The sequence below is a fragment of the Polaromonas sp. genome (genome assembly GCF_016185115.1).
Taxonomy (GTDB): Bacteria; Pseudomonadota; Gammaproteobacteria; order Burkholderiales; family Burkholderiaceae_C; genus Polaromonas.
This window is the reverse complement of sequence record NZ_JACPOF010000015.1, coordinates 319051-340202: the sequence shown is the minus strand read 5'-3', so window position 1 is coordinate 340202 and position 21152 is coordinate 319051. Positions and strand designations below refer to the sequence as shown.

The window sequence follows — 21152 nt, the reverse complement described above, 5'->3', positions numbered from 1 at the left end:
CCTAGGCAGTCTCGCTCATCGCAGCATCCATCACAGTGTCAGGTCCATGCCCGTCATTGCCTTCATCTACCGGGCTCCCCGCCAGGTGGGAGGTCAGCTCCGTCAGCTTGTTATCAAGATCATTCAGGACCTGCTCCTGCTCGTCGATTTCGCCGATGCGCTCGTCCAGCCCCGACGCGGCGCTCTGTATGCGCTCGATGGCCTCAATGCGGCGACCGAAGTTGCGCCTGCGCTCACGAAGCTGCGCGTCGAGTTGCGAAGCCGCGGACTTGTTCCACAACTCGACCTCCCCGAGCGCTGATTCGAACACCACACGCAGGCGGGTGGACAACGCGCGCACAAGGCGTTCGGAAAAATCAGGCTGCGAGAGCTTGAGCACATTGCTCACGCCAAGATATTGCAGGTGGCTTCGCTCTATCAGTTCAAGATCATGCGAGAAGCGGATCAGTTCAGGGGCTTTGGGCGCCTGGAGCGAAAAACCGAACTCTGTATTGAGCTGTTTGAAAGTTGCCATCAGCATGGCATGAATCTCGTTACTGGTGACATCGGCCTTCTGCAGGCTTTCGCGCAGTCGCGAGAAGGTCTGGCCGTAAGCCTTTTTCACCCCCAGCTTGATGCCGGGTTGCTTGAGGGCGGCGGTCAGCTCGGCAAGTTCGCCCTTGAGCGTTGGCGTACTGAGCAGCGTAAAGACTTCACGCAGGAGTTTCAGGTGCACGGAGCGCACCGCGTGTATCTTGGCGCCGCTGGTATCGAACTCCGATTGTTCCTGCTCGATACGGCTGCGCATGTGCTTGATGACAGAGGCATTTTTACCCCTGAGTCCGCGCAGCTCGTCCATCTGTTCGGCGAGATCGCGACGGCGTATATGAATGGCGCGCCCGGCCTCGACGCGCAGATCGGCAATGCCGCCCGCAACGGCAGACCTGAGGATCCTCTGGCGCTGACCCATGACGCCCTCCGCCAGCGCCAGCTCCAGAGTGGGCAAGCGGCTGGCTGCCAGCAGTTCATCGTTACCAGTGACCTTGGCCACAAGGCCCTTTTGGGCGGACACGGGGATGACCTGACTCTGTGACAGCCCCAGAATTTCCGCCGAAGACGCGCGCTGGCGATCTATCTGGCGCTGAACCTGCTCGGGCGAGCTGAGCGCATCCCACAAGGTGTCTATCTTGTTGAGCACGACCAGTCGTGAAATATCCTCTTCGTCGCCGGTGATCAGGTGTTCACGCCAGATGGCCAGGTCGGATTTGGTCACGCCGGTATCGGCAGCAAGTATGAAGACCACCGCATGCGCCTGTGGAATCAGGCTGACGGTCAGTTCGGGCTCCGCACCGATGGCATTGAGGCCAGGCGTATCAAGAATCACCAGGCCCTGCTTGAGCAGCGGGTGCGCAATGTTGATCAGCGCATGGCGCCACTTGGGCACCTCAATCAGCCCGTCAGCGCCCACCAGCGGGTTATCGTCAATGTTTTCATCGTTCCAGAAACCAAGTGCACGCGCATCATCCTTGGTGACATGGCGAACCTCTGCAACTTTTTCAAGCGCCTGGGCCAGTTGTGCGGGGTCGTTCACATCGAGGTCGACACGCGTCCATTTTTCAGGTGCTGCACGCCACTCCATCAGCGCCTGCGGTTGCAGGCGGGTCTCGATGGGCAGCAATCTCAGGCAGGGAGGAATATCGGCGTCGTAGCCCAGCTCGGTCGGGCACATGGTGGTGCGTCCGGCGCTGGCAGGCATGATGCGCCTGCCGTATCCGGCAAAAAAGAGGGCATTGATCAGTTCGGACTTGCCGCGCGAAAACTCGGCTACAAATGCCACCATGACCTTGTCGGCGCGCACCTGGGACTCCAGCCTGCGCAGGCGCTCTTCAACGGCCGCGTCCAGCAGGTCATGGTCTTTCATCCATTCGGCAAGCAGCTTGAGTCGCAGCGCAAACTGTCGCCGCCAGGTACCGTGCTGGTCGAATTGTTCGTTAAAAGACATGTTGATTGGGTCTATGGTGGTCGGTCAATATAGCATCACCACCCGGAAAGAGCCATTGGCGGGGCTACGTACTGGCCGCCCCGTTTAAACCCGGGTTTTCAGGGTTTCTGGCAAACGGTGCAGTAAAAAGTAGACCTTTGGCCCTGCCGCAGGCTTTTCACGGCATTCCCACAGACCCGGCAAGGCTGGCCCGCGCGGTCGTAGACCATGGCCTCAAGCTGGAAGTAACCGGACTCGCCATTGGCGTTGGAAAAGTCTTTCAGGGTGCTACCGCCCTTTTGCACAGCTTGCGCCAATACCTTTTGTATTGCGCCATGCAAGGCCAGGGACCGCAGCCTGCTGAGCTTGTTTGCCCGCGTGGTGGGGCGGATACCGGCCAGGAAAAGTGTCTCTGACGCGTAAATATTGCCCACACCCACCACAATTTCCCCTCCGAGAAGCACCTGCTTGATGGGGGTCTTTTTCAGCTTGAGGGATGCATGGAATGCAGCCGGATCAAAGTCACCGGACAGCGGTTCCACACCCAGTCGGCCCAGGAGCTTTTGTGCGGAAACGTCATCTTCACCGGGCGCAAACACCACGGCGCCGAAACGCCTGGGATCATGCAGGCGCAAGGTGCCGCTGGTCGTCACCATATCGAAATGGTCGTGTTTGCCGGCAGGGGGTAAATCGGGGCCAAAGCTGATGCTGCCGGACATGCCCAGATGAATCAGCAGCAGGCCTCCACTCATGTCCAGCAACAGGTATTTGCCGCGGCGCCTGACACCCAGCACTTTCTGGCCTTTCAGCATTGACGGTTCGCAGCCAAGCGGCCAGCGCAGGGCCTTGCCCATGGTGACCGACAGGACGCTTGCACCTGCTATCCGTCCTGCAAAGCTCAGGCGGGTGACTTCTACTTCCGGGAGTTCAGGCATGGGCACCAATGGATTAGGGGGACGGCATAAAGTTCTCCCGGCAGCACGGGAAGCGAAAAACCTTTACGCCAGCTTCATCTGAAAGGGGCATACGCGGCCCCAAGCCTTCAATTATCATGGCTTGATGAAGAAAAAACTGATCTGGATTCTCGCCGGCTCGTGCCTCGCGGCACCGCTTCTCATGGCCCAGACCAGCCCCCCGAATCCGCCTGCTGCATCTGCAAAAGCCGCAGAAGCGCCCCTCGTCTCAGCGCTGGATGGAGAGCTCTTCTACCAGTTGCTGGTTGGCGAGATCACGATTCAGGAAGGTGAACCAGGCGCCGGTTTTGCCATCATCCTGGATGCGGCAAGAAAATCGAACGACCCGCTTTTGTATCAGCGGGCGACAGAGATTGCCCTTCAGGGGCGCTCTGGCGATGCCGCCCTGCAGGCTGCAAAGGCATGGCAGCAGGCACAGCCGGAGTCACGCGATCCCAACCGCTATGTCCTGCAGATTCTGATTGCGCTCAACCGTATTACAGAAACCGAAGTGCCGCTGAAAACCGGCGTGGAACTGGCGCCTGCGGCAGACCGGTCACTGGCTATTTCAGCGATTCCCAGGGCCTACGCGCGTGTCAGCGACAAAAAACTGGCCAGTATGGTGGTCGAACAGGCACTGGCCACCTACATTGCCAACCCCGCCACAGCCAGCTCAGCATGGACCACCGTAGGCCGGATGCGTCTGGCCGCAGGCGATGTCACGGGAGCGCTGGAGGCGGCACAAAAAGGCCAGGCTGCCGATGTACGCTACGAAGGCCCGCCTCTCATGGCCCTCGAATTGATGGACCCCAAGCTGCCCGCAGCCGAGGCACTGGTGCAGAAGTACCTCACGGGCAACCCAAAATCACTGCCCGAAATACGCATGGCTTACGCCCGCGCCCTGCTTGATGCGCAACGTTATGGTGAGGCTTCGGCCCAACTGCAAATTGTCATCAAGGAGAAACCTGATTTCCCGCCGGCATGGCTGGTGCTGGGCTCACTGCAGCTGCAGGACAACCAGTTGGCCCAGGCCCAGACCTCGCTGCAGCGCTATGTCACGCTGGCGCAGCAGCCGTCTGCCGAAGAAGACCAGGCCAGGGGGCTGGCGCAGGCCTATCTGCAACTTGCCCAGATTGCAGAAAAACGCAAGGATTTTGCGGCCGCCGAGAACTGGATCAGCAAGATTGAAAATCCGGACGACATGATGCAGGCACAGGTCCGCCGTGCCTCCCTTCTGGCCAACCAGGGCAAGCTGGCAGAGGGCAGGCAACTGATACGCAACCTTCCTGAACGCAGGCCTGGCGACGCGCGCCTTAAGGTGCTGGCCGAAGTGGGTCTGCTGCGTGACCTCAAGCAATACCGCCCCGCCTATGACCTGCTGACCGAGGCGAGCGTCAAATTCCCCAATGACCCTGACCTGGTTTACGACCAGGCCATGATGGCCGAAAAGTCAGGCCAGTTGCAGGAAATGGAGAACCTGCTGCGGCGCGTGATCCAGCTCAAGCCCGACTCTGCCAGTGCCTACAACGCCCTGGGTTATTCATTTGCAGACCGCAATGTCAAGCTGACCGAGGCCCGCGAGCTGATACGCAAGGCGCTTGAATTCACACCGGGTGACCCGTTCATCCGCGACAGCCTGGGCTGGGTTGAGTTTCGCCTCGGCAACCGCGAGGAAGCCGCAAAAATCTTTGCCGAAGCATTCAAGGCAAAGCCTGATGCCGAGATCGCAGCCCACTACGGGGAAGTGCTCTGGAGCATGGGCCAGCGCGATCGCGCCATCGCCATCTGGCGCGAGGGCAACCTGCTGAATCCGGAAAACGAAACCCTTGTCGAGACCCTCAAGCGCCTGCGCGTGAAGCTGTAGGACCTGTTAACACAATGACAGCATTTAGATGGATTCGCGGCGCCGCGATATCTCTGGCGACGGGTGCCGTTTTGCTCATCAGTGGATGCGCAACCCCGCAAAGCCCCGCCCCTCAAAACGATGGCCCGAAAGACGCTTGGGCGGGCCGCATAGGCCTGCAGATACAGAGCGAACCTCCCCAGGCCTTTTTTGCGGGGTTCGAGCTCAAGGGCAATGCGCAGGCCGGCGAACTCAGGCTCACCAGCCCCATAGGCAGCGTTCTTGGTGTGATGCGATGGTCGCCCGCCGAAGCGTTGCTCGATTCAGGCCAGGAGGTCAAAAAATTCGCCTCGATTGATGCTCTGCTGGAGCAAACCACGGGTGCGGCAATTCCCATCAATGCCCTCTTCGACTGGCTCAACGGCAGAAATACCAGCCTTGACGGCTGGACGGCCGACCTGACTGAACAAGCTGCCGGGAAAATTTCGGCCAGACGGACCAACCCGGCACCGCAAACCGACCTGCGCGTTGTGCTTGAACAGTAGCCTGTCGCCCATCATGACCACGCCCAATCAGGCCATCAAGGCTATCTACGACGTCCCAGCCCCGGCCAAGCTGAATCTTTTCCTGCACATCACGGGGCGCCGGGCTGATGGTTACCACCTGCTCCAGTCCGTTTTCATGCTCATAGACTGGTGCGACACCCTGCACTTTGAGCTGCGCACCGATGGGCAGATCACGCGCCGTGACCTGAACAGCGATGGCGCAGACCCCCTGCCGGCGGAAGACCTGACGCTGCGCGCCGCCCGCGCCCTGCAAAAGGCCTGCGGCACCATGCTCGGTGCCGACATCAGCCTTGAAAAGCGCATTCCGGCACAGGCCGGCATGGGCGGCGGTTCATCGGATGCGGCCAGTTGCCTGCTGGCACTGCAGCGGCTTTGGGGCGTCAGCCTGCCGCGCGAGCAGTTGCTGGCGATTGCCCTGTCGCTGGGCGCTGATGTGCCGTTTTTCCTCTTTGGCGGTCACGCCTGGGTAGAAGGCATTGGCGAGAAAATGACGGCGATTGACCTGCCCGACGCCCGGTTTCTGGTGGTCAAACCAGCCCAGGGGCTCTCGACGCAGGCGATTTTCACGTCGCCACTGCTCAAACGGGACACAGAAACTGCTACAATCTTAGGCTTTGCTGCAAATGATGGCGGTGGCGCTGAAAACCCGGTTTTCGGGTTTGGCCGCAACGATCTGCAGCCGGTTGCCCTGGGTTTGTGCCCGCAGCTGGGCCAGTCTCTTGACTGGCTTGCCGCGATGAAACTCCAGGGGCGAATGACCGGCTCTGGAAGTGCCGTATTTGCGCATCTGCCGCATGAGATGGAGATTCCCCAAGCCCCTGGCGACTGGAAGATCCGCACATGCAGCAACCTGAAGGCGCATCCGCTGGCTGGTTGGTAAAATAACCGCCGCTGGGTCGCTTCCAGTGACAAAGTTTGAGGTTGGCTGACAGATTAAAAGTTTGACAGCTGTCCTGTGTAGGGGTGTCGCCAAGTTGGTTAAGGCACCGGATTTTGATTCCGGCATTCGCAGGTTCGACTCCTTCCACCCCTGCCAAATTATTCAGGTTTCGCCGCATTGGCGACTCCAACGCACAGCAGACCCGCCAGACTACCGAATGGCGGGTCTGTGTGTTTAGAGCGACGATTGTTCAGGCAATGGCCTTTTAGAATGACAGCCACGACTCAAACATCGACACAAGCTGGGCCCTACATGCAAACGCACCACCCCGAGTTCATGCTGTTTACTGGCAATGCCAACCCCAGCATGGCAGCCGAAATTGCCCAGAATCTGGGTATTTCTCTGGGTGCAGCCCATGTGGGCCGCTTCTCGGATGGTGAGGTTACGGTAGAAATCCAGCAGAACGTGCGTGCACGTGATGTGTTTGTGGTGCAGTCCACCTGCGCACCGACGAACGAGAACCTGATGGAACTGCTCATCATGGTCGACGCGCTCAAGCGATCCTCCGCACAGAGCATTGCCGCAGTGATTCCCTACTTCGGTTATGCGCGCCAGGACCGCCGGCCGCGTTCGGCCCGGGTGCCGATCAGCGCCAAGGTGGTGGCCAACATGCTGCAGGCTGTGGGCGTGTCGCGGGTTTTGACGATGGATCTGCATGCAGACCAGATCCAGGGCTTTTTTGACATTCCGGTCGACAACATTTATGCGTCGCCGGTGCTGCTGGGCGATTTGCGGCAGAAGAATTATTCCGACCTGATGGTGGTGTCACCTGACGTCGGCGGTGTGGTGCGTGCACGTGCGCTGGCCAAGCAGCTCGGCTGCGACATGGCCATCATCGACAAGCGCCGCCCCAAGGCGAATGTGTCTGAAGTCATGCACGTGATCGGCGACATCGAAGGCCGCAACTGCGTGATCATGGACGACATGATCGACACGGCCGGTACGCTGGTCAAGGCAGCCGAGGTCCTGAAGGACCGTGGCGCCAAAAAGGTTTATGCCTATTGCACGCACCCGATTTTTTCGGGCCCTGCAATAGACCGCATCGCGCAGGGCGCGGCACTCGATGAAGTGGTGATCACCAACACCATTCCGCTCAGTGCCAATGCCGTGGCATGCAAGAAGATTCGCCAGCTCTCCGTGGCGCCGCTGATCGCAGAAACGATACAGCGCATCGCCAAGGGTGAGTCGGTCATGAGTTTGTTCTCGGACCAGGACCAGCCGGCCCTGATCTGAGACAAAAGGTGGTTGCGAGGCACTTTGCCCGCAGCTTTTTTGCAAAGAATAGTTGATCCATTGTCGATTGATGAAATTTGCGCGGAACGAGACTGGTCGCGGTCCGTTCCATATTGGAGTAAGTTATGAAATTCGTCGCTTTTGAGCGCGCAAAGCAGGGCACGGGTGCGAGCCGCCGTCTCCGCATCACCGGTCGCACGCCCGGTATTGTTTACGGTGGCACCGGTGAACCCACGCTGATCGAAATCGATCACAACGCGTTGTTCCACGCCATCAAGAAAGAAGCTTTCCACGCTTCCATCCTCGAGATGGAACTCGGTGCAGACATCCCCGAGTTCATCGCCGTTGACCTCTCCGGCCTGAGCAAGGGCAAGTCCCTGCACGTCAAGGACATCACCCTGCCAAAGGGCGTGAAGTTCGTGGTCAAGGGCCAGGAAAACCCGGTTCTGGTGTCTGTGTCGTCGGTGTCGGAAGAAGCCGAAGCCGATGCAGCAGCCGCAGCCGCCGCACCTGTGGATCCGAAAGCAGCCAAGGCAGCCGCTGCCAAGGACGCCAAGGCCAACGCAGCCAAAGACGCCGCCAAACCTGTCGCCAAGAAGTAATCCACCCGGATCGCTTCATTGCGCTGGCTTGAACGCCACGGCCCATACCTTCAACGGTGTGGGCCGTTTTTATTTGTGCCCTCGCAGTGGTACCGAAAACTTTCAGAAATTCGATTCTGGGGATGCAGGGCAAGGCGCACGGAGCGCAGGACACCGGAATGCACTTGGGTGCATGAGGATTCCGAGCACCGTAGCAACGCCGCCATGCGCCCTAGAATTGGATTTATGGAAGTTTTCAAATGATCAAGCTGTTTGTCGGTCTGGGCAACCCGGGTGCTGAATACGAAGCCACACGCCACAACGCCGGCTTCTGGTGGGTTGACGAGCTCTCGCGTGAGCTCAAGGCACCCCTGAACTTCGACAAGAGTTATTCGGGCCTGGTGGCACGCACGACGGCCGCCGGCCAGACCGTCTGGCTGCTGGAGCCGCAGACCTTCATGAACCTCTCGGGCAAATCGGTCGGCGCACTGGCGCGCTTCTTCAAGATCCAGCCTGAAGAGATCCTCGTCGCCCATGACGAGCTCGACATCGTGCCCGGCCAGGTCAAGCTCAAATTTGGCGGCAGCCATGCCGGCCACAACGGCCTGCGTGACATCCATGCGCAACTGGGCACCGGCGACTACTGGCGGCTGCGCATAGGCGTGGGCCATCCGGGCATCAAGTCTGAAGTCATCAACTGGGTGCTGAAAAAGCCCTCGCCCGAGCACCGCACGGCGATTGAGGACTGCATTGCCCGCTCGCTAAAGGCCGTGCCCGCGCTGCTGGCCGGCGACATGGAAAAAGCCACCATGCAGATACACACCAGCACCCCACCCCGCCCCAAACCGCCGCGCAAGCCGCCAGAGCCTGAAACGGCCCCGCCCGCACCCTGACATTACGGCAAACGCCGGGAACTGCAAGTCACGGATAGCGGCAGATTGCTATTAAATTCGTAGCTGGTCACGCGCGTATTTATTGGCCTGGAGGCCGATTTACGGGTTAAAAACTGACATTTTTGACCTCAAAACCGGCGAAAAAGGCTGCCGGAACCTGCGAAGCACCCCAAATGTAAAGCGGACTTTACATCTGGCACACCAGCTACTTCAGGCAGGCCCGACGGCCCAGGCCTGGTCAGCCCACTGAAGACGGTGCAGCCGTCGTGCCGGTCAGGCGGTGGTACTTCTGCCAGAGCGTTTCCTTGGCTTCCACATGCTGCGGGTTCACCGGTATGCAGGCGACCGGGCAGACCTGCACGCACTGCGGCTCGTCGAAGTGGCCGACGCACTCGGTGCACTTGTTGTGGTCAATCTCGTAGATGGCCTCGCCCATGTAGATGGCCTGGTTGGGGCATTCGGGCTCGCACACATCGCAGTTGATGCATTCGTCGGTAATCATCAGGGCCATCTCAAGCCCCCTTTGCGGTACCGTGCGCGGTTTTCAGGGCGGCGATCACCTCGGCACCGGCCATCTGGCCTACATCGCCACCGAGTTTGCTGATCTCGCGCACCAGCGTGCTGCTGATGCACGCCAGCGGCGCATCAGGCAACAGGAAGACGGTTTCCACTTCAGGCCGCAGCTTGCGGTTCATGGCCGCCATCTGCGCTTCGTAGTCAAAGTCGGTCAGGTTGCGGATGCCGCGCACCACGGCCGTGGCCTTTTGGGCGGCACAAAAATCCATGATCAGGCCATCAAACGGCAGCACGCTGACGTTGGCCAGGCCCTTGCACGCGCCCTGCACCAGCGCCACGCGCTGCTCCAGCGTGAACAGCGTTTTTTTGTGGTGGGCGATGGCCACCGCAATGACCAGGTGGTCAAACAGACCGGCAGCGCGGCGCACCACATCGACATGGCCCAGGGTCACCGGGTCAAAAGTGCCTGAATAAACCGCTGTGCGTGGGGATGTTGAGGTGCTGGCTGCCATGGGTGAAATTATGCCTCTGCGGGGGTTTCCACACTGCTGGCAGCGCCTTTGGTGAGCAGATGGAAGTGCACGGCACCTGCCTTGCCGAAGCGATGCACCTTCAGGCCCAGACCGGACAGCTCGTCATCTGTCCAGGCTCTGGGCGCTTCAAGGTACACAAAACCATTGGCGTGAATGGCTTGCGCAGCCGCTTTCAGTGCAGGTTCAAACAGCGCAGATTCATACGGCGGGTCCAGAAACAGCAGCTGCATGCTGCCCGGGCTCAGGCGCCTGAGCAGGCTGACGCCATCGCCGCGCTCAAGCCTGATCGCGTCGGCTTTCAGCTTGGCCTGCAGCGTCCTGATTTTTTCAAGCAGCACCGGGTCCTGCTCGCAGATCAGCACTTCTGCTGCGCCGCGAGAGGCGGCCTCAAAACCCAGCACGCCCGTGCCCGCAAACACATCGGCGCAGCGCCAGCCGGTCAGATCCTGGCCCAGCCAGTTGAACAGCGTCTCGCGCACGCGGTCTGGCGTGGGGCGCAGGCCGGGCCTGTCGGCCACAGGCACCTTGCTGCGCTTGAACAGGCCGCCAATGATGCGGATTTCACCCGGCGGCACGGTTTTGCGCGCGACGACCTTGCCGGAACGTGCAGGTTTTGGTTTTTTATCGGTTTTTGTATCGGTGCTTGCTGCGGTGTATTTCACGGTTTTCCTCCCAGGATGACCGTGACCATTTTCTCAGGTTGCAGTTTCTGCGCGAACGCGGCTTTCACATCGGCTGCCGTAACACTGCTTATCCTGGCGGTCCAGGTATCGAGGTAGTTCAGCGGCAGGTCATTCCACGCGATGTTTGAGATGTTGCCCAGCAGCTTGCGGTTGCTGTCTATCAGCAGCGCAAAGCCGCCAATCAGGTTGTCCTTTGCAGCCTTGAGTTCGGCCTCGGTCGGGCCGTCGGCCACAAAGTCGCGCAGCACCTTGCGCGTCACCTCCAGCGCCTGGCCGGTCTGGTCGGGCCGCGTCTGCAGGCCAATCGTGAAGGCGCCGGCATGCAGGCCGGGCGAAAAACCGCTGGAGACGCTGTAGGTCAGGCCGCGTTTCTCACGCACCTCACTGGCCAGGCGCGAGACAAAACCGCCGCCGCCCAGGATGTAGTTGCCCACCAGCAGCGAGAAGAACTGCGGGTCGGAGCGCTTGTAGCCGGGCTGACCCAAAAGCACCTGCGCCTGCGCAGAATCAAACGGAATGATCTTCTCGTCGGCCTGGGCCAGCGCCGCCACTTCAGGAACGGTCGCGGGCGCAGGCAGGCCGGCGCAAGGCACCTGCGGCAGGCGGGCCAGCAGGCGCTGCGCAATCGCATCGGCCTGGGCGCGTGTCACTGCACCGACCATACTGACACGTGCGCGGCAGGCCACCACACCGGCGTTGTAGAAGGCACGCATGTCGGCCACGCTGATGCGCTTGACGCTTTCTTCGGTCGTTTCATGACCGTAGGGGTGGCTGCCGTAAACCGCTTTTGAATAGGCCCGGCCAGCAATACTGCCGGGGCGTGTGTACGACTCCTTCAGGCTGGCGATGATGCGCAGCTTGCCGCGCTCCCAGATGTTCTCGGGAAACGAAGGTTCACCAATCTGCCGCGCCGCCAGCGCGACTGCCTTGTCGAGCAGTGCCGGGTCGGTCAGCGTGCGCAGCGAAAAGCTCATGCGGTCTGCACCGGCACTGCTGCCAAAACTGGCGCCCAGATCAGCCCAGGCTTCGCCCAGTGCGTTCTCATTCAGGGCCGGCTGGCCGTCGCGTGCTGCAACGCCCTTCTCAAGCAGATTGGCGGTGGAGCTGGCCAGCCCGGCTTTGTCAGCAGGGTCACGCCTGCCACCCGCGTCAAAGTCGATCTGCACATCGAGCATGGGAATCGCAGGGCTTTCAACCAGGTAGACGCGCGCGCCGCCGGGCTGCGTCCATTCCTGGATGGGGATGGCGGCAAACGCCGTGCTGCACAGCAGGCCTGCAACACCTGCAAGGAAAGCATTGCGAATGATGGTGTGTTTGAAATTTGAAATCAGGATCATGTTTTTTCAGTCCATCAATGATTAGGAACGGCAGGGCCGGGCGTGCGCGGCTTGCGGTTCGGGTCCGGCGGCTGTGGAATCAGGGTGGCCATGGTGAGCTGGTCGTCACCAAAATAACGTGCAGCCACTGACTGCACTTCTGCGCCGGTGATGGTGCGCAGCTTCGCAATCAGGCGGGCACTGGCGTCCAGCGGCATGCCGTTGATCCAGTTGCTGCCCAGCTCGCGCGCCTGGTTGAAGACGCCGTCGAGCTTGTAGGTCTCGCTGGCCTGCCACTGTGTCTTGACGCGGTTGAGTTCGGCCTCACGCACGCCATCACGCGCGATCAGCGCCACCTGTTCGCGCAGCGCGGCCACCACCTGATCGGTGGTCTTGCCGGCTGCAGGCACGCCATCGAGCATGAAAAGCTGCGGGCCGCGGCCATAGAGGCCATTCGATGCGCCGGCGCTGTCGGCAATGCGGGCTGCGCCCTCGCCCTGCTCCAGCGCACGGGCCAGGCGCGCGCCGGTGTAGCCGTCAAGCACGGCAGCCAGCACGGTGAGCGCCAGGGCATCACGGCCAGGAGTCGCACCAGCGGGTGCATTGTCCGCAAGATCCGCAGGCTCGAGCTTGGGCACCTTGAAGGCAAGCGATACGTAGGCCTGGCTGGCGGGCGCCTTGAACTCCAGCTTTTTCAGGCCGTTTTGCACAGGCTCATGCTGGGGCTTGCGCGCAGGCACAGGCCGCGCGGGAATGCCGCCGTAGTATTTTTCAACCAGGCGGCGTACTTCGGCCACCTCCACATCACCGCTGACCACGACTGCGGCATTGGCAGGTACATACCAGCGGCGGTAAAACTCGCGTGCATCAGCCGGCGTCATGGCGTCCAGGTCGCTCATCCAGCCCACCACAGGCCGGCGATAGGGCGACGCCGTGAACGTGAGGGCATTGGCGGCTTCATACATCAGCGCACGCGGTGAATCTTCCGTGCGCAGGCGGCGCTCTTCCTTCACCACCTCGATCTCTCGCTTGAACTCGTCGTCGGCCCACTGGTTGTTGGCAAAGCGGTCGGCCTCAAGCTTCATCACGTCCTCAAGTTTGCTGGCCGGAATCTGCTGGTAATAGCCGGTGTTGTCGCGGGAGGTGAAGGCGTTTTCACGGCCCCCCATTGCAGCGACGAGGCGCGAAAATTCGCCCACCTTCAACGAGGGCGTGCCCTTGAACATCATGTGCTCCAGCGCATGCGCCACGCCAGATGTGCCATCGACTTCATCCATGGAGCCCACACGCACCCACAGCATGTGCGCCGCGGTAGGGGCGCGGTGGTCGGGCTTGACGATGACGGTCAGGCCGTTGGCCAGGGTGAATTGCTCGACCCTGGGCACGGTCTGGGCCTGTGCGGCACCGGCTGAAAAAGCCATGACGAGAGACGGTAAAAGGGTTGAATAAAGGCGGGGAAAGCGGCAAAACAGGTGTTTCATAGAATAGTGCGACTCCAAAGCAGGCCCAATGTTCAGTTTCTTCAAGAAAAAATCCCCTCCCCCAGCCGCAGCCCCCACGACGCCAGCCCCGCAAGCGCAACAGCCTGTCAGTCCGGTACCGGCAGCGCCAGCCACCGGGAGCCTGATCGGCAGTGCGCTGGTGGCGCCTATTGACATCGCATCGATTGCAGTCGCACCCGAGCGCGAGCGCTGGCTGGCCAAGCTTACATCGGGCCTGCGCAAGACCGGCTCCAGCATCTCGGGCGTCTTTACAGGCACACAGATCAACGATGAACTGTATGAAGACCTCGAAACCGCGCTGCTGATGGCCGACACCGGCGTCAAGGCCACCACCTTTTTGCTCGACGACGTGAAAAAGCGTGTGAAAGACAGCGGCGTGACGCACCCGGTCGCCGTGCGCAACATCCTGCTTGAATCACTGGCCAGGCTGCTCAAGCCGCTGGAGCAGGCCCTGGTCATAGGCCAGCATCAACCTACGGTCATCATGGTGGCGGGCGTCAATGGCGCAGGCAAAACCACCTCCATCGGCAAACTCACCAAACACCTGGCGACCGAAGGTGCGTCGGTGCTGCTGGCGGCTGCCGACACCTTCCGCGCCGCGGCACGCGAGCAGCTCAGCGTCTGGGCCGACCGCAACACGGTCGAGATCATCAGCCAGGAAGGCGGCGACCCGGCTGCCGTGGCGTTTGACGCCGTCAGCGCCGGCAAGGCGCGCGGCAAGGATGTGGTGCTGGTCGATACCGCCGGGCGTTTGCCGACGCAACTGCATTTGATGGAAGAGCTGAAAAAGATCAAGCGCGTGGTGCAGAAAGCGGATGGCACGGCACCGCATGAAGTGCTGCTCGTCATCGACGGTAACACAGGCCAGAACGCGCTGTCGCAGGTCAAGGCTTTTGACGAGGCGCTACAGCTCACGGGCCTGATCGTCACCAAGCTCGACGGCACAGCCAAGGGCGGCATGCTGGCAGCGATTGCGCTCTGGGCCCAGGAGCGCCAGCAGGCATCGCCCACCCTGCGGCCAGTGCCGGTTTATTTCATCGGTGTCGGGGAAAAGCTGGAAGACCTGGAAACGTTTAATGCCCGGGAATTTGCGCAGGCCCTGCTGAGTTAGTTGAGCTAGGCCGACACCGTCAAAACCCAAAAGTTAACTTCCATATTAACTTTTTGCCTTTTTGAGCTCATCGCGCACTGCAAAATCGCCCCCAAAAAGCCTAAAAAGGCCATTTTTGGGTGGCAAATCGGGCTGTAGCCCTTTAAATACGAGCGTGAGCAGCTACTGAATTAATAGCATTCAGAAGCTCGCGAGGCTTTGCTTGCTGCCCGACGCGACCTTCAGACGACCTTCAGACGACCCTCAGGCAGCCTTGAGCAGCCGTTTGAGCTTGAGCACAGCACAGTCAGGCGTGGTCAACACCTTCAGCCCGGTCGCTTTGGCCACTTCGCCCGCCGCACGCGCCAGGCTGAACTGGGCCAGCGCAATCACATCGCAATCGCGCAGGCCGGCAGCAGCCACTGCAGCGAGCCGGTCATGCTCATGCACGTCGCCCCGGTCAAGCGCGGCCAGTGCACCTTCCGCGAGTTTGGGCACCACCGTCATGCCCGCCGGAAACTCGGGCGGCATGGACGCCAGTGTGGGCGCAAAGGTGGCCAGCAGGCCCACCCGCCGCGCCAGGCCGGCGGCCTCTTCAATCATGGCCTCGTTGGGCTTGAGTACCGGGATATCAGGGTACTTCGCGGCGCAGGCTTCAATGCAGGGCCCGAATGCCGAGCAGGTGAAGAGGATGGCATCCGCACCGGTAGACACTGCATAGGCGCTCAGTTCAAGAAAACGCCGGGTGATGTCGTCGGTGATGCGGCCTGCCGCCGCCAGGTCTGCAGAGAGGCTGTCATCGAGCAGGTTCATCAATTTTGGCTCGGGCCACAGCCTCGCAAACGACTCCTCTACAGGCGGCGGTGAATGGCGCAGGGCATGGATCAGGGCAATTCGCATGTCAGTTCAATCAGTCAAAAGCAAAGCCCGCAGCCTACTCCTGTTTGACGCCGGTTTCTTTCACCACCCGGGCCCATTTGGCAAGTTCCTGCTTCTGGTAGGCCGCAAACTGTTTGGGCGGCACATCAGATGCCTCAAAGCCCAGATTGACAAGCTGCTCTTTCACGTCGGCCTGCGCCAGTATGGACACCACATCTGCAGAAATTTTGTCAACGATGGCGGCCGGCGTGCCCTTTTGCACCCACAGGCCCACCCAGGTCGAATCTTCAAAACCTGTGAAGCCTGCTTCGGCAATGGTCGGCACATCGGGCAGAACCTTTGAACGCCTGTTGCTGGTGACGGCGAGCGCACGCACCTTGCCGGACTTGACCAGTTGCACGGCAGCAGGCATGGCGACGCTGGCCATCTCTACCTGGCCGCCGGCCACGGCTGCCACTGCAGGCGATGCGCCGCTATAAGGCACATGTGTCACCGGTACCTTTGCAAGTGACTTGAAAAGGTATTCAGCCGACAGCTGCGGTGTGGTGCCCAGGCCCGGCGAACCGTAGTTCAGGGGTTTGGTCTTCGCCAGATCCACCGCTGCCTTCAATGTCGTCGCCGGCAACTGCGTGCTGGAGACAATGATGTTGGGTGTGGAAGCGATCAGCACAACGGGGATGAAGTCTTTTTCGGCGTCATAGCCGGGATTTAGCATGATGCTGGGGCTGACAGTAAACCCGCTCGAACTGAGCAGCACGGAATAGCCATCCGCCGGCGCGCGCCCCGCCGTGGTGATGGACAGCACACTGCCAGCGCCGGGCCGGTTTTCCACCACCACCGACTTGCCCCAGAGCACACTGAGTTTCTGGCCAATCAGCCGGCCTATGACATCCTGCGGGCTGCCGACGGATGCGGTAATGAATTTGACGGGTTTGTTGGGGTAAGGCCCTTCCTGCGCAAGGGCAGCCGCAAAGGGCGCACTGCAGAGGCCGGCCAGCAGCAGGCGGCGAAAAGTTTTCATGATGTCTCCTCTTTATTTTTAAAAACCGGCACGGCCCATCAGCCCTGGCCTGTAAACCGCCACTTCAGCAGCCTGCGCTCCAGCGCCTGCAGGGCCATCGACGTCGCAAAGCCAATCACACCGAGCATGAGCACTCCGGCGTACAGATCAGGTGTTTTGAAGGAGCGCTGCGCCATCAGGATGTTCTGCCCCAAACCGGGCAGCGAGGCCTGCATCTCGGTCACCACCGCCAGAATCAGCGCAATCGCCAGTCCGACTTTTGCACCGGCAAGGATGTCGGGCAGCGCACTGGGCAGGCTGATCTTGAAGAAGCGGTCACGGCGGCTCATCTCCAGCGCGGCCGATACCTCGGCCAGCCTGTCGCTGACCGCACCAAAACCCTGAATGCTGGCCAGCAGAACCGGCCAGATGGAGCCGAATGCAATCACGGCAGTGGACATGGTGCCAGACAGGCCGAAGGCCAGAATGGCCACCGGGATGATGGCCGATGCGGGCAGCGGCCGCATGAAGTCGAGTATGGGCTCCAGCATGGCCCGCGCCACAGCCGAGCCGGCAATCATCGCGCCCAGAACAATGCCGGCCACAGACGCGGCCAGCCAGCCCCAGGCCATGCGCGAGACGGTGGAGCCCAGCGGTCCCCACAGCTGGCCTTCGGCAATCTGGTTCCAGAGCGCGGTCAGCGTGCGCAGCGGCGAAGGGAAGAACAGCGGTGAAATGATGTTGGTGGCCGACAGCAGCTGCCAGAGCAGCAGCAAAAACAATGCAAAGGCGACGGCACCGAGACGGTCCAGCCAGCGGTGTGAAGCCCTCATGCTGCCGCCCCCTGCGCCGCCATGCCGGGCCAGCTTTTCACCAGCCGCTGCGAGAGCTTGCTGATGGCCCAGCCGATCACGCCTATCCAGAGCAGTTGCGCATACATCTGGTCAAAGCGCAGCGCCTGCTGCGCCGACATCATGGCAAAACCAAGGCCGCGCGGGTTGATGACGATCTCTACCGTGACCGCCACGATGAGCGCGATGCCCAGGGCCAATTGCAGGCCCACCGCGATCAGCCCCAGCGCTGCGGGAATGACAATCTTGAAGGTGCGCGCCAGCGATGACATCTCCAGCGCATCGGCCACCTCCAGCAGGCGCGGGTCAATCGCCCGCACGGCGGCGGTCGTCACCAGCAGCACCGGCCAGAAACTTGCAAAGGCCACCACCAGTGCCTCAAGCGATACACCAAAACCAAACAGCAGCAAAGCCAGCGGTATCAGCGCAACGGAAGGCACAGGGCGCATGGCATCGACCGTCGGGCCGACGATGCGGTCCACACGCGGCATCAGGCCCAGAACAATGCCGAGAAAAAGACCGCACACAGCGGCAATCCCGAAGCCGAGCGCGGCGGCTTCCAGCGTTTCAAGCGTGGATTTGAGAATGGTTTTGTCAGTCATGCCCAGGTAGAAGGCCTGCGCCACATCCCAGGGGCGGGACAGCGACTCCATCCTCAGGGATTGCACATGCCAGATGGCTTCCCACGCGAGCAGCAAGGCCATCGGAATGATCATGCCGAGCGCGCGCTTGTTGAGGCGCATGTCATTCACGTCAGTGCTCCAGCAGGCCATGCAGGCGATGGCGGAGCTCCAGGAAGCGCGGCATCTCCTTGGTAAGGAGCTGCGACCTGGGCTTGGGCAAAGCCACATCCACCTCTTCAAGAATGCGCCCCGGGTTGGCCCCCAGCACAATCACCCTGTCACCCAGGTAGATGGCTTCTTCAAGGTCGTGCGTGATGAAAACAACCGTGGTGCCATGGATGGCGGCCAGGCTGGCAACTTCATCCTGCAGGTGCTGGCGGGTGATGGCATCGAGCGCACCAAAGGGTTCATCCATCAGCAGCAGTGAAGGCTTTTGCGCCAGGCAGCGGGCAATCTGCACACGCTGCTGCATGCCGCCCGACAGCTGGTGCGGGTAACGGTCAACGGCATGCGCCAGACCTGTGGTTTTTGCAAGGGCGGCGACCCGTTCAGCCTGCTCTTCCTTGGGCACACCGCAGGATTCAAGCGCCAGCGCCATATTGCCGGCCACCGTACGCCAGGGCAGCAGGGCACGGCCGTAGTCCTGGAAAACAATGGCGCGGTCACGCGACGGCCGCGACACGCGCTGGCCCTTGAACAGCACCACGCCCGAGCTGGGCGTCAGCAAGCCCGCCAGCAAGCGCAGCAGCGTGGTCTTGCCGCAACCCGAGGGCCCGACGATGCACAAAAATTCGCCCGCATGCGCATGAAAGTTCAGCGAGTCGATCACCACCTTGCCGCCAAATTTGACGGACAGGTCGCGCACGGAGATCGCCGGCTCCTTGTGTTTGAGGGCAGCCACGGCTGCAGCTTCGAGGACAGAATTGTTCATGGGTGGTGTCGGATTCACGTTACGCCTGAGGCCTTGTCTACGGCACGCATGGCAATCACGCGGACCAGGTTGGCTCGGTATTCAGCCGTTGCATGCATGTCGGTGTTCAATTCAGATGCATCGACCGCAATCGTTTTCAGCGCATCTGCAGAGAACTGCTTTTTGAGGGCTTCTTCAAATGCGGTCATGCGCATGACACCCGCGCCGGCGCCCGTCACGGCGACACGGATATCACCGCCGAAATCGGCCACAAAGACCCCGACCAGTGCAAAACGTGAGGCGGGGTGCCGGAACTTCACATAGGACGCGCGTTTGGGAATACGAAATTCGATCGCGGTAATGAGTTCGCCCGCGTCAAGTGCGGTTGAAAACATGCCGAGAAAAAAAATATCCGCCTTTACTTTTCTGCCGGAGGTGAGCACTGTGGCATCGAGCGCCAGCAGGGCGGCTGGCCAGTCTGCCGCCGGATCGTTGTTGGCGACAGAACCACCCATGGTGCCCATGTGGCGCACCATGGGGTCGCCGATATGGCTGGCCATGTCGCTCAATGCACCCAGTGCGCCGGCAATTTCCTGCGACCCGGCCACCTCTGCATGTGTGGTCATGGCGCCAATGCTGATGGACTGGCCGGCAAGCACACGAATGCCTTTCAACTCGGCCAGCTGGCCCAGGTGAACCAGGCCATCAGGCTGGGCCAGACGCAGCTTGAGCGATGCAAGAAGCGTCTGCCCGCCCGCCAGAAAACGCGCATCACTGTACTGTCCGAACGACGCCAGCGAATCGGCAACACTTTGCGCGCGATGAAACTTGAATGAATACACGGTGCGTCTCCTCAGTGACCGGCGCGGCTTGCACACAGGGACACCGCCTTGACGATGTTTTCGTAACCGGTACAGCGGCACAGGTTGCCTTCCAGGCCCTCACGTATCTCTGCTTCGCTGGCCGCAGGCTTGCGCCGCAGCAGGTCCATGGCGCTCATCACCATGCCCGGCGTGCAGAAGCCGCACTGCAGGCCATGGCATTCCCTGAAGGCCTGCTGCATCGGGTGCAGCGCGCCGTCTTTTTCGCATATGCCCTCTATCGTGGTGACGGTGCCGCCGCTGACCTGAAGGGCCAGCACGTTGCACGATTTCACCGCCTGCCCATTCAGGTGCACGGTGCAGGCGCCGCACTGTGCGGTATCACACCCCCGGTGCGTGCCCTTGAGCCCCAGCGTGTCGCGAAGCAGGTCACTGAGCAAGGTGCGTTCTTCGACCTCACGCACGATTTTTTTCTGGTTGACAACAAGATTTACTTCCATGACCGGCCTCAACGTTTGGGAGAATTCAAAATTTCACAACTTCAGCGCAAGACCATGCGGCTGACATCCATGGGCTTGGTGAGGTAACCCACATCGCGTGCGTACTTGACCCAGATGTCCAGATCCGCCACATTCACAGGCACCGAGAAGGGCAGCATGATGGGGGTCTTGAAACCCAGGTACTTGAGTTCGATGGCGCGTGCTTCATCGGTGTTGGTCTTGATGAACTCGATGGCCTCGACCAGGGACTCACGGAAAGCCGGGATGGCACGGGGGTTGGCATCTGCCCACTGTTTTTGTGCAACCCAGACACCGCCCAGCAGGTCGGGGTTGACCTCGGCCATGTAGTCGGCCACGCGGTATCCGGTGTTGTCGGCCACGATGCCGCTGCGGAAAGGCTCCAGTACGGCGACAGCATCAAGCGTGCCGCCCTTGAGCAAATCCTTCATCTGCGGGAAGGAGGCTTCAACAATCGACACCTTTGAAACCGTGGCGCCTTTTTCCTGCAGCCACTTGCGGAACATCACGTCACCGGTGCTTCGAAGTCCGGGAACGCCGACACGCTTGCCCTCCAGGTCCTTGGCACTGGCAACCTTGACGCCAGTGCGCACCACCACGCTGAAGATCGATGGGTTTTTGACAAAGCGCGTGCCGCCGGCGACTGCCACAAGGCCGAGCCCTGCATCGGAGGCGTCCATCAGCACGGTGGCCGTGCTGGCGCCAATCATCAGGCTACCCGACATGATGGCCGCCGGAATATTGGAGATGATGCCGACCTTGGTCAGCGTGACATCCAGGTTGCGCTTTTCAAAAAATCCCTTGTCCTTGGCAATCAGCGCCGGCAACCAGTCGCCCGCGGGTATGTAACCGATATTGACTTTCACCGGCTGGGCAAAGCTCAATGTGGACACCAGCGACAAGGCCAGTGCGGGTAAGAAACGCAGGAATTTTTTCAACAC

22 protein-coding genes and 1 tRNA gene are annotated in these 21152 nt (G+C 60.9%); 8 read left to right on the top strand and 15 right to left on the bottom strand.

The genetic code is table 11. From position 1 onward, the window contains the following. Position 1 precedes the first annotated feature (1 nt). Together HYX42_RS08080 and mutM are read right to left on the bottom strand one after the other, a co-directional pair. Complete coding sequence (locus tag HYX42_RS08080; RefSeq protein WP_293401651.1) at positions 2 to 1981, bottom strand: dynamin family protein; 1980 nt, start codon at positions 1979 to 1981, stop codon at positions 2 to 4. Between the two features lie 98 nt (positions 1982 to 2079). Beyond that, on the bottom strand, positions 2080 to 2895 hold the full coding sequence (gene mutM, locus HYX42_RS08075) for a bifunctional DNA-formamidopyrimidine glycosylase/DNA-(apurinic or apyrimidinic site) lyase (RefSeq protein ID WP_293401649.1): 816 nt from the start codon (positions 2893 to 2895) through the stop codon (positions 2080 to 2082). A 124-nt stretch (positions 2896 to 3019) separates the two neighbouring features. On the opposite strand from mutM, the gene HYX42_RS08070 reads away from it, so the two are divergent. From HYX42_RS08070 to pth, 7 genes are all read left to right on the top strand, one after another. After that, the gene (locus HYX42_RS08070) at positions 3020 to 4777 is read left to right on the top strand and encodes a tetratricopeptide repeat protein (protein WP_293401647.1); all 1758 of its coding nucleotides are present in this window, start codon (positions 3020 to 3022) and stop codon (positions 4775 to 4777) included. A 14-nt stretch (positions 4778 to 4791) separates the two neighbouring features. Beyond that, complete coding sequence (locus tag HYX42_RS08065) at positions 4792 to 5301, top strand: lipoprotein insertase outer membrane protein LolB (RefSeq protein WP_293401645.1); 510 nt, start codon at positions 4792 to 4794, stop codon at positions 5299 to 5301. A gap of 13 nt (positions 5302 to 5314) precedes the next feature. Further along, the gene (gene ispE / locus HYX42_RS08060; protein ID WP_293401643.1) at positions 5315 to 6202 is read left to right on the top strand and encodes a 4-(cytidine 5'-diphospho)-2-C-methyl-D-erythritol kinase; all 888 of its coding nucleotides are present in this window, start codon (positions 5315 to 5317) and stop codon (positions 6200 to 6202) included. Positions 6203 to 6281: 79 nt separating this feature from the next. Continuing rightward, positions 6282 to 6358, top strand: a tRNA-Gln gene (locus HYX42_RS08055). A 156-nt stretch (positions 6359 to 6514) separates the two neighbouring features. After that, positions 6515 to 7495 (top strand): ribose-phosphate pyrophosphokinase, encoded by a 981-nt coding sequence (locus HYX42_RS08050; protein WP_293401641.1) that lies wholly within the window; start codon positions 6515 to 6517, stop codon positions 7493 to 7495. Between the two features lie 125 nt (positions 7496 to 7620). After that, complete coding sequence (locus HYX42_RS08045; protein ID WP_293401639.1) at positions 7621 to 8097, top strand: hypothetical protein; 477 nt, start codon at positions 7621 to 7623, stop codon at positions 8095 to 8097. A 239-nt stretch (positions 8098 to 8336) separates the two neighbouring features. Further along, positions 8337 to 8969, top strand: coding sequence for an aminoacyl-tRNA hydrolase (gene pth, locus HYX42_RS08040; protein ID WP_293401637.1), 633 nt, complete (start codon positions 8337 to 8339; stop codon positions 8967 to 8969). Between the two features lie 238 nt (positions 8970 to 9207). Here pth and HYX42_RS08035 read toward each other — a convergent pair whose 3' ends face one another. Genes HYX42_RS08035 through HYX42_RS08015 form a run of 5 tightly spaced genes read right to left on the bottom strand, consistent with a single transcriptional unit; the run spans position 9208 to position 13438 of the window. Beyond that, positions 9208 to 9480 (bottom strand): YfhL family 4Fe-4S dicluster ferredoxin, encoded by a 273-nt coding sequence (locus tag HYX42_RS08035; RefSeq protein WP_293401635.1) that lies wholly within the window; start codon positions 9478 to 9480, stop codon positions 9208 to 9210. Between the two features lies 1 nt (position 9481). Continuing rightward, a complete protein-coding gene (gene coaD / locus HYX42_RS08030; RefSeq protein ID WP_293401633.1) occupies positions 9482 to 9997 on the bottom strand; it encodes a pantetheine-phosphate adenylyltransferase in 516 nt (171 codons plus the stop codon). A gap of 8 nt (positions 9998 to 10005) precedes the next feature. After that, entirely contained in the window at positions 10006 to 10680 is a 675-nt protein-coding gene (locus HYX42_RS08025; RefSeq protein WP_293401631.1) for an RsmD family RNA methyltransferase, read from the bottom strand. Continuing rightward, the gene (locus tag HYX42_RS08020) at positions 10677 to 12038 is read right to left on the bottom strand and encodes a pitrilysin family protein (protein WP_293401629.1); all 1362 of its coding nucleotides are present in this window, start codon (positions 12036 to 12038) and stop codon (positions 10677 to 10679) included. Before HYX42_RS08020 ends, HYX42_RS08025 begins: the two co-directional genes overlap by 4 nt. 14 nt (positions 12039 to 12052) lie before the next feature. Continuing rightward, the gene (locus tag HYX42_RS08015) at positions 12053 to 13438 is read right to left on the bottom strand and encodes a pitrilysin family protein (protein ID WP_293402432.1); all 1386 of its coding nucleotides are present in this window, start codon (positions 13436 to 13438) and stop codon (positions 12053 to 12055) included. A gap of 88 nt (positions 13439 to 13526) precedes the next feature. On the opposite strand from HYX42_RS08015, the gene ftsY reads away from it, so the two are divergent. Next, positions 13527 to 14630 (top strand): signal recognition particle-docking protein FtsY, encoded by a 1104-nt coding sequence (gene ftsY, locus HYX42_RS08010; RefSeq protein ID WP_293401627.1) that lies wholly within the window; start codon positions 13527 to 13529, stop codon positions 14628 to 14630. Positions 14631 to 14873: 243 nt separating this feature from the next. Here the strand turns inward: ftsY and HYX42_RS08005 are convergent, their stop codons facing one another. From HYX42_RS08005 to HYX42_RS07970, 8 genes are read right to left on the bottom strand one after another with little or no spacing between them, the layout of a single operon-like run. Continuing rightward, positions 14874 to 15509 carry an aspartate/glutamate racemase family protein gene (locus HYX42_RS08005; RefSeq protein WP_293401625.1) on the bottom strand — a complete coding sequence of 212 codons (636 nt, stop codon included), beginning with the start codon at positions 15507 to 15509 and terminating at the stop codon, positions 14874 to 14876. A gap of 34 nt (positions 15510 to 15543) precedes the next feature. Next, on the bottom strand, positions 15544 to 16509 hold the full coding sequence (locus HYX42_RS08000) for a tripartite tricarboxylate transporter substrate binding protein (protein WP_293401623.1): 966 nt from the start codon (positions 16507 to 16509) through the stop codon (positions 15544 to 15546). 38 nt (positions 16510 to 16547) lie between these two features. Beyond that, on the bottom strand, positions 16548 to 17321 hold the full coding sequence (locus HYX42_RS07995) for an ABC transporter permease (RefSeq protein WP_293401621.1): 774 nt from the start codon (positions 17319 to 17321) through the stop codon (positions 16548 to 16550). After that, on the bottom strand, positions 17318 to 18082 hold the full coding sequence (locus HYX42_RS07990; protein ID WP_293402430.1) for an ABC transporter permease: 765 nt from the start codon (positions 18080 to 18082) through the stop codon (positions 17318 to 17320). The genes HYX42_RS07995 and HYX42_RS07990 overlap by 4 nt, the downstream gene beginning before the upstream one ends. A gap of 10 nt (positions 18083 to 18092) precedes the next feature. Next, the gene (locus tag HYX42_RS07985; RefSeq protein WP_293401619.1) at positions 18093 to 18893 is read right to left on the bottom strand and encodes an ABC transporter ATP-binding protein; all 801 of its coding nucleotides are present in this window, start codon (positions 18891 to 18893) and stop codon (positions 18093 to 18095) included. Between the two features lie 14 nt (positions 18894 to 18907). Beyond that, entirely contained in the window at positions 18908 to 19714 is an 807-nt protein-coding gene (locus HYX42_RS07980) for a xanthine dehydrogenase family protein subunit M (protein WP_293401617.1), read from the bottom strand. An 11-nt stretch (positions 19715 to 19725) separates the two neighbouring features. Beyond that, entirely contained in the window at positions 19726 to 20193 is a 468-nt protein-coding gene (locus HYX42_RS07975; RefSeq protein ID WP_293401615.1) for a (2Fe-2S)-binding protein, read from the bottom strand. A gap of 41 nt (positions 20194 to 20234) precedes the next feature. Then, positions 20235 to 21152 (bottom strand): ABC transporter substrate-binding protein, encoded by a 918-nt coding sequence (locus HYX42_RS07970; protein ID WP_293401613.1) that lies wholly within the window; start codon positions 21150 to 21152, stop codon positions 20235 to 20237.

What these genes read in the sequence shown, in the direction of transcription:
- HYX42_RS08080 (WP_293401651.1), bottom strand. Translation starts at nt 1,981, where the DNA reads ATGTCTTTTAACGAACAATTCGACCAGCACGGTACCTGGCGGCGACAG.
- mutM (WP_293401649.1), bottom strand. Translation starts at nt 2,895, where the DNA reads ATGCCTGAACTCCCGGAAGTAGAAGTCACCCGCCTGAGCTTTGCAGGA.
- HYX42_RS08070 (WP_293401647.1), top strand. Translation starts at nt 3,020, where the DNA reads ATGAAGAAAAAACTGATCTGGATTCTCGCCGGCTCGTGCCTCGCGGCA.
- HYX42_RS08065 (WP_293401645.1), top strand. Translation starts at nt 4,792, where the DNA reads ATGACAGCATTTAGATGGATTCGCGGCGCCGCGATATCTCTGGCGACG.
- ispE (WP_293401643.1), top strand. Translation starts at nt 5,315, where the DNA reads ATGACCACGCCCAATCAGGCCATCAAGGCTATCTACGACGTCCCAGCC.
- HYX42_RS08050 (WP_293401641.1), top strand. Translation starts at nt 6,515, where the DNA reads ATGCAAACGCACCACCCCGAGTTCATGCTGTTTACTGGCAATGCCAAC.
- HYX42_RS08045 (WP_293401639.1), top strand. Translation starts at nt 7,621, where the DNA reads ATGAAATTCGTCGCTTTTGAGCGCGCAAAGCAGGGCACGGGTGCGAGC.
- pth (WP_293401637.1), top strand. Translation starts at nt 8,337, where the DNA reads ATGATCAAGCTGTTTGTCGGTCTGGGCAACCCGGGTGCTGAATACGAA.
- HYX42_RS08035 (WP_293401635.1), bottom strand. Translation starts at nt 9,480, where the DNA reads ATGGCCCTGATGATTACCGACGAATGCATCAACTGCGATGTGTGCGAG.
- coaD (WP_293401633.1), bottom strand. Translation starts at nt 9,997, where the DNA reads ATGGCAGCCAGCACCTCAACATCCCCACGCACAGCGGTTTATTCAGGC.
- HYX42_RS08020 (WP_293401629.1), bottom strand. Translation starts at nt 12,038, where the DNA reads ATGATCCTGATTTCAAATTTCAAACACACCATCATTCGCAATGCTTTC.
- HYX42_RS08015 (WP_293402432.1), bottom strand. Translation starts at nt 13,438, where the DNA reads ATGGCTTTTTCAGCCGGTGCCGCACAGGCCCAGACCGTGCCCAGGGTC.
- ftsY (WP_293401627.1), top strand. Translation starts at nt 13,527, where the DNA reads ATGTTCAGTTTCTTCAAGAAAAAATCCCCTCCCCCAGCCGCAGCCCCC.
- HYX42_RS08005 (WP_293401625.1), bottom strand. Translation starts at nt 15,509, where the DNA reads ATGCGAATTGCCCTGATCCATGCCCTGCGCCATTCACCGCCGCCTGTA.
- HYX42_RS08000 (WP_293401623.1), bottom strand. Translation starts at nt 16,509, where the DNA reads ATGAAAACTTTTCGCCGCCTGCTGCTGGCCGGCCTCTGCAGTGCGCCC.
- HYX42_RS07995 (WP_293401621.1), bottom strand. Translation starts at nt 17,321, where the DNA reads ATGAGGGCTTCACACCGCTGGCTGGACCGTCTCGGTGCCGTCGCCTTT.
- HYX42_RS07990 (WP_293402430.1), bottom strand. Translation starts at nt 18,082, where the DNA reads ATGCGCCTCAACAAGCGCGCGCTCGGCATGATCATTCCGATGGCCTTG.
- HYX42_RS07985 (WP_293401619.1), bottom strand. Translation starts at nt 18,893, where the DNA reads ATGAACAATTCTGTCCTCGAAGCTGCAGCCGTGGCTGCCCTCAAACAC.
- HYX42_RS07975 (WP_293401615.1), bottom strand. Translation starts at nt 20,193, where the DNA reads ATGGAAGTAAATCTTGTTGTCAACCAGAAAAAAATCGTGCGTGAGGTC.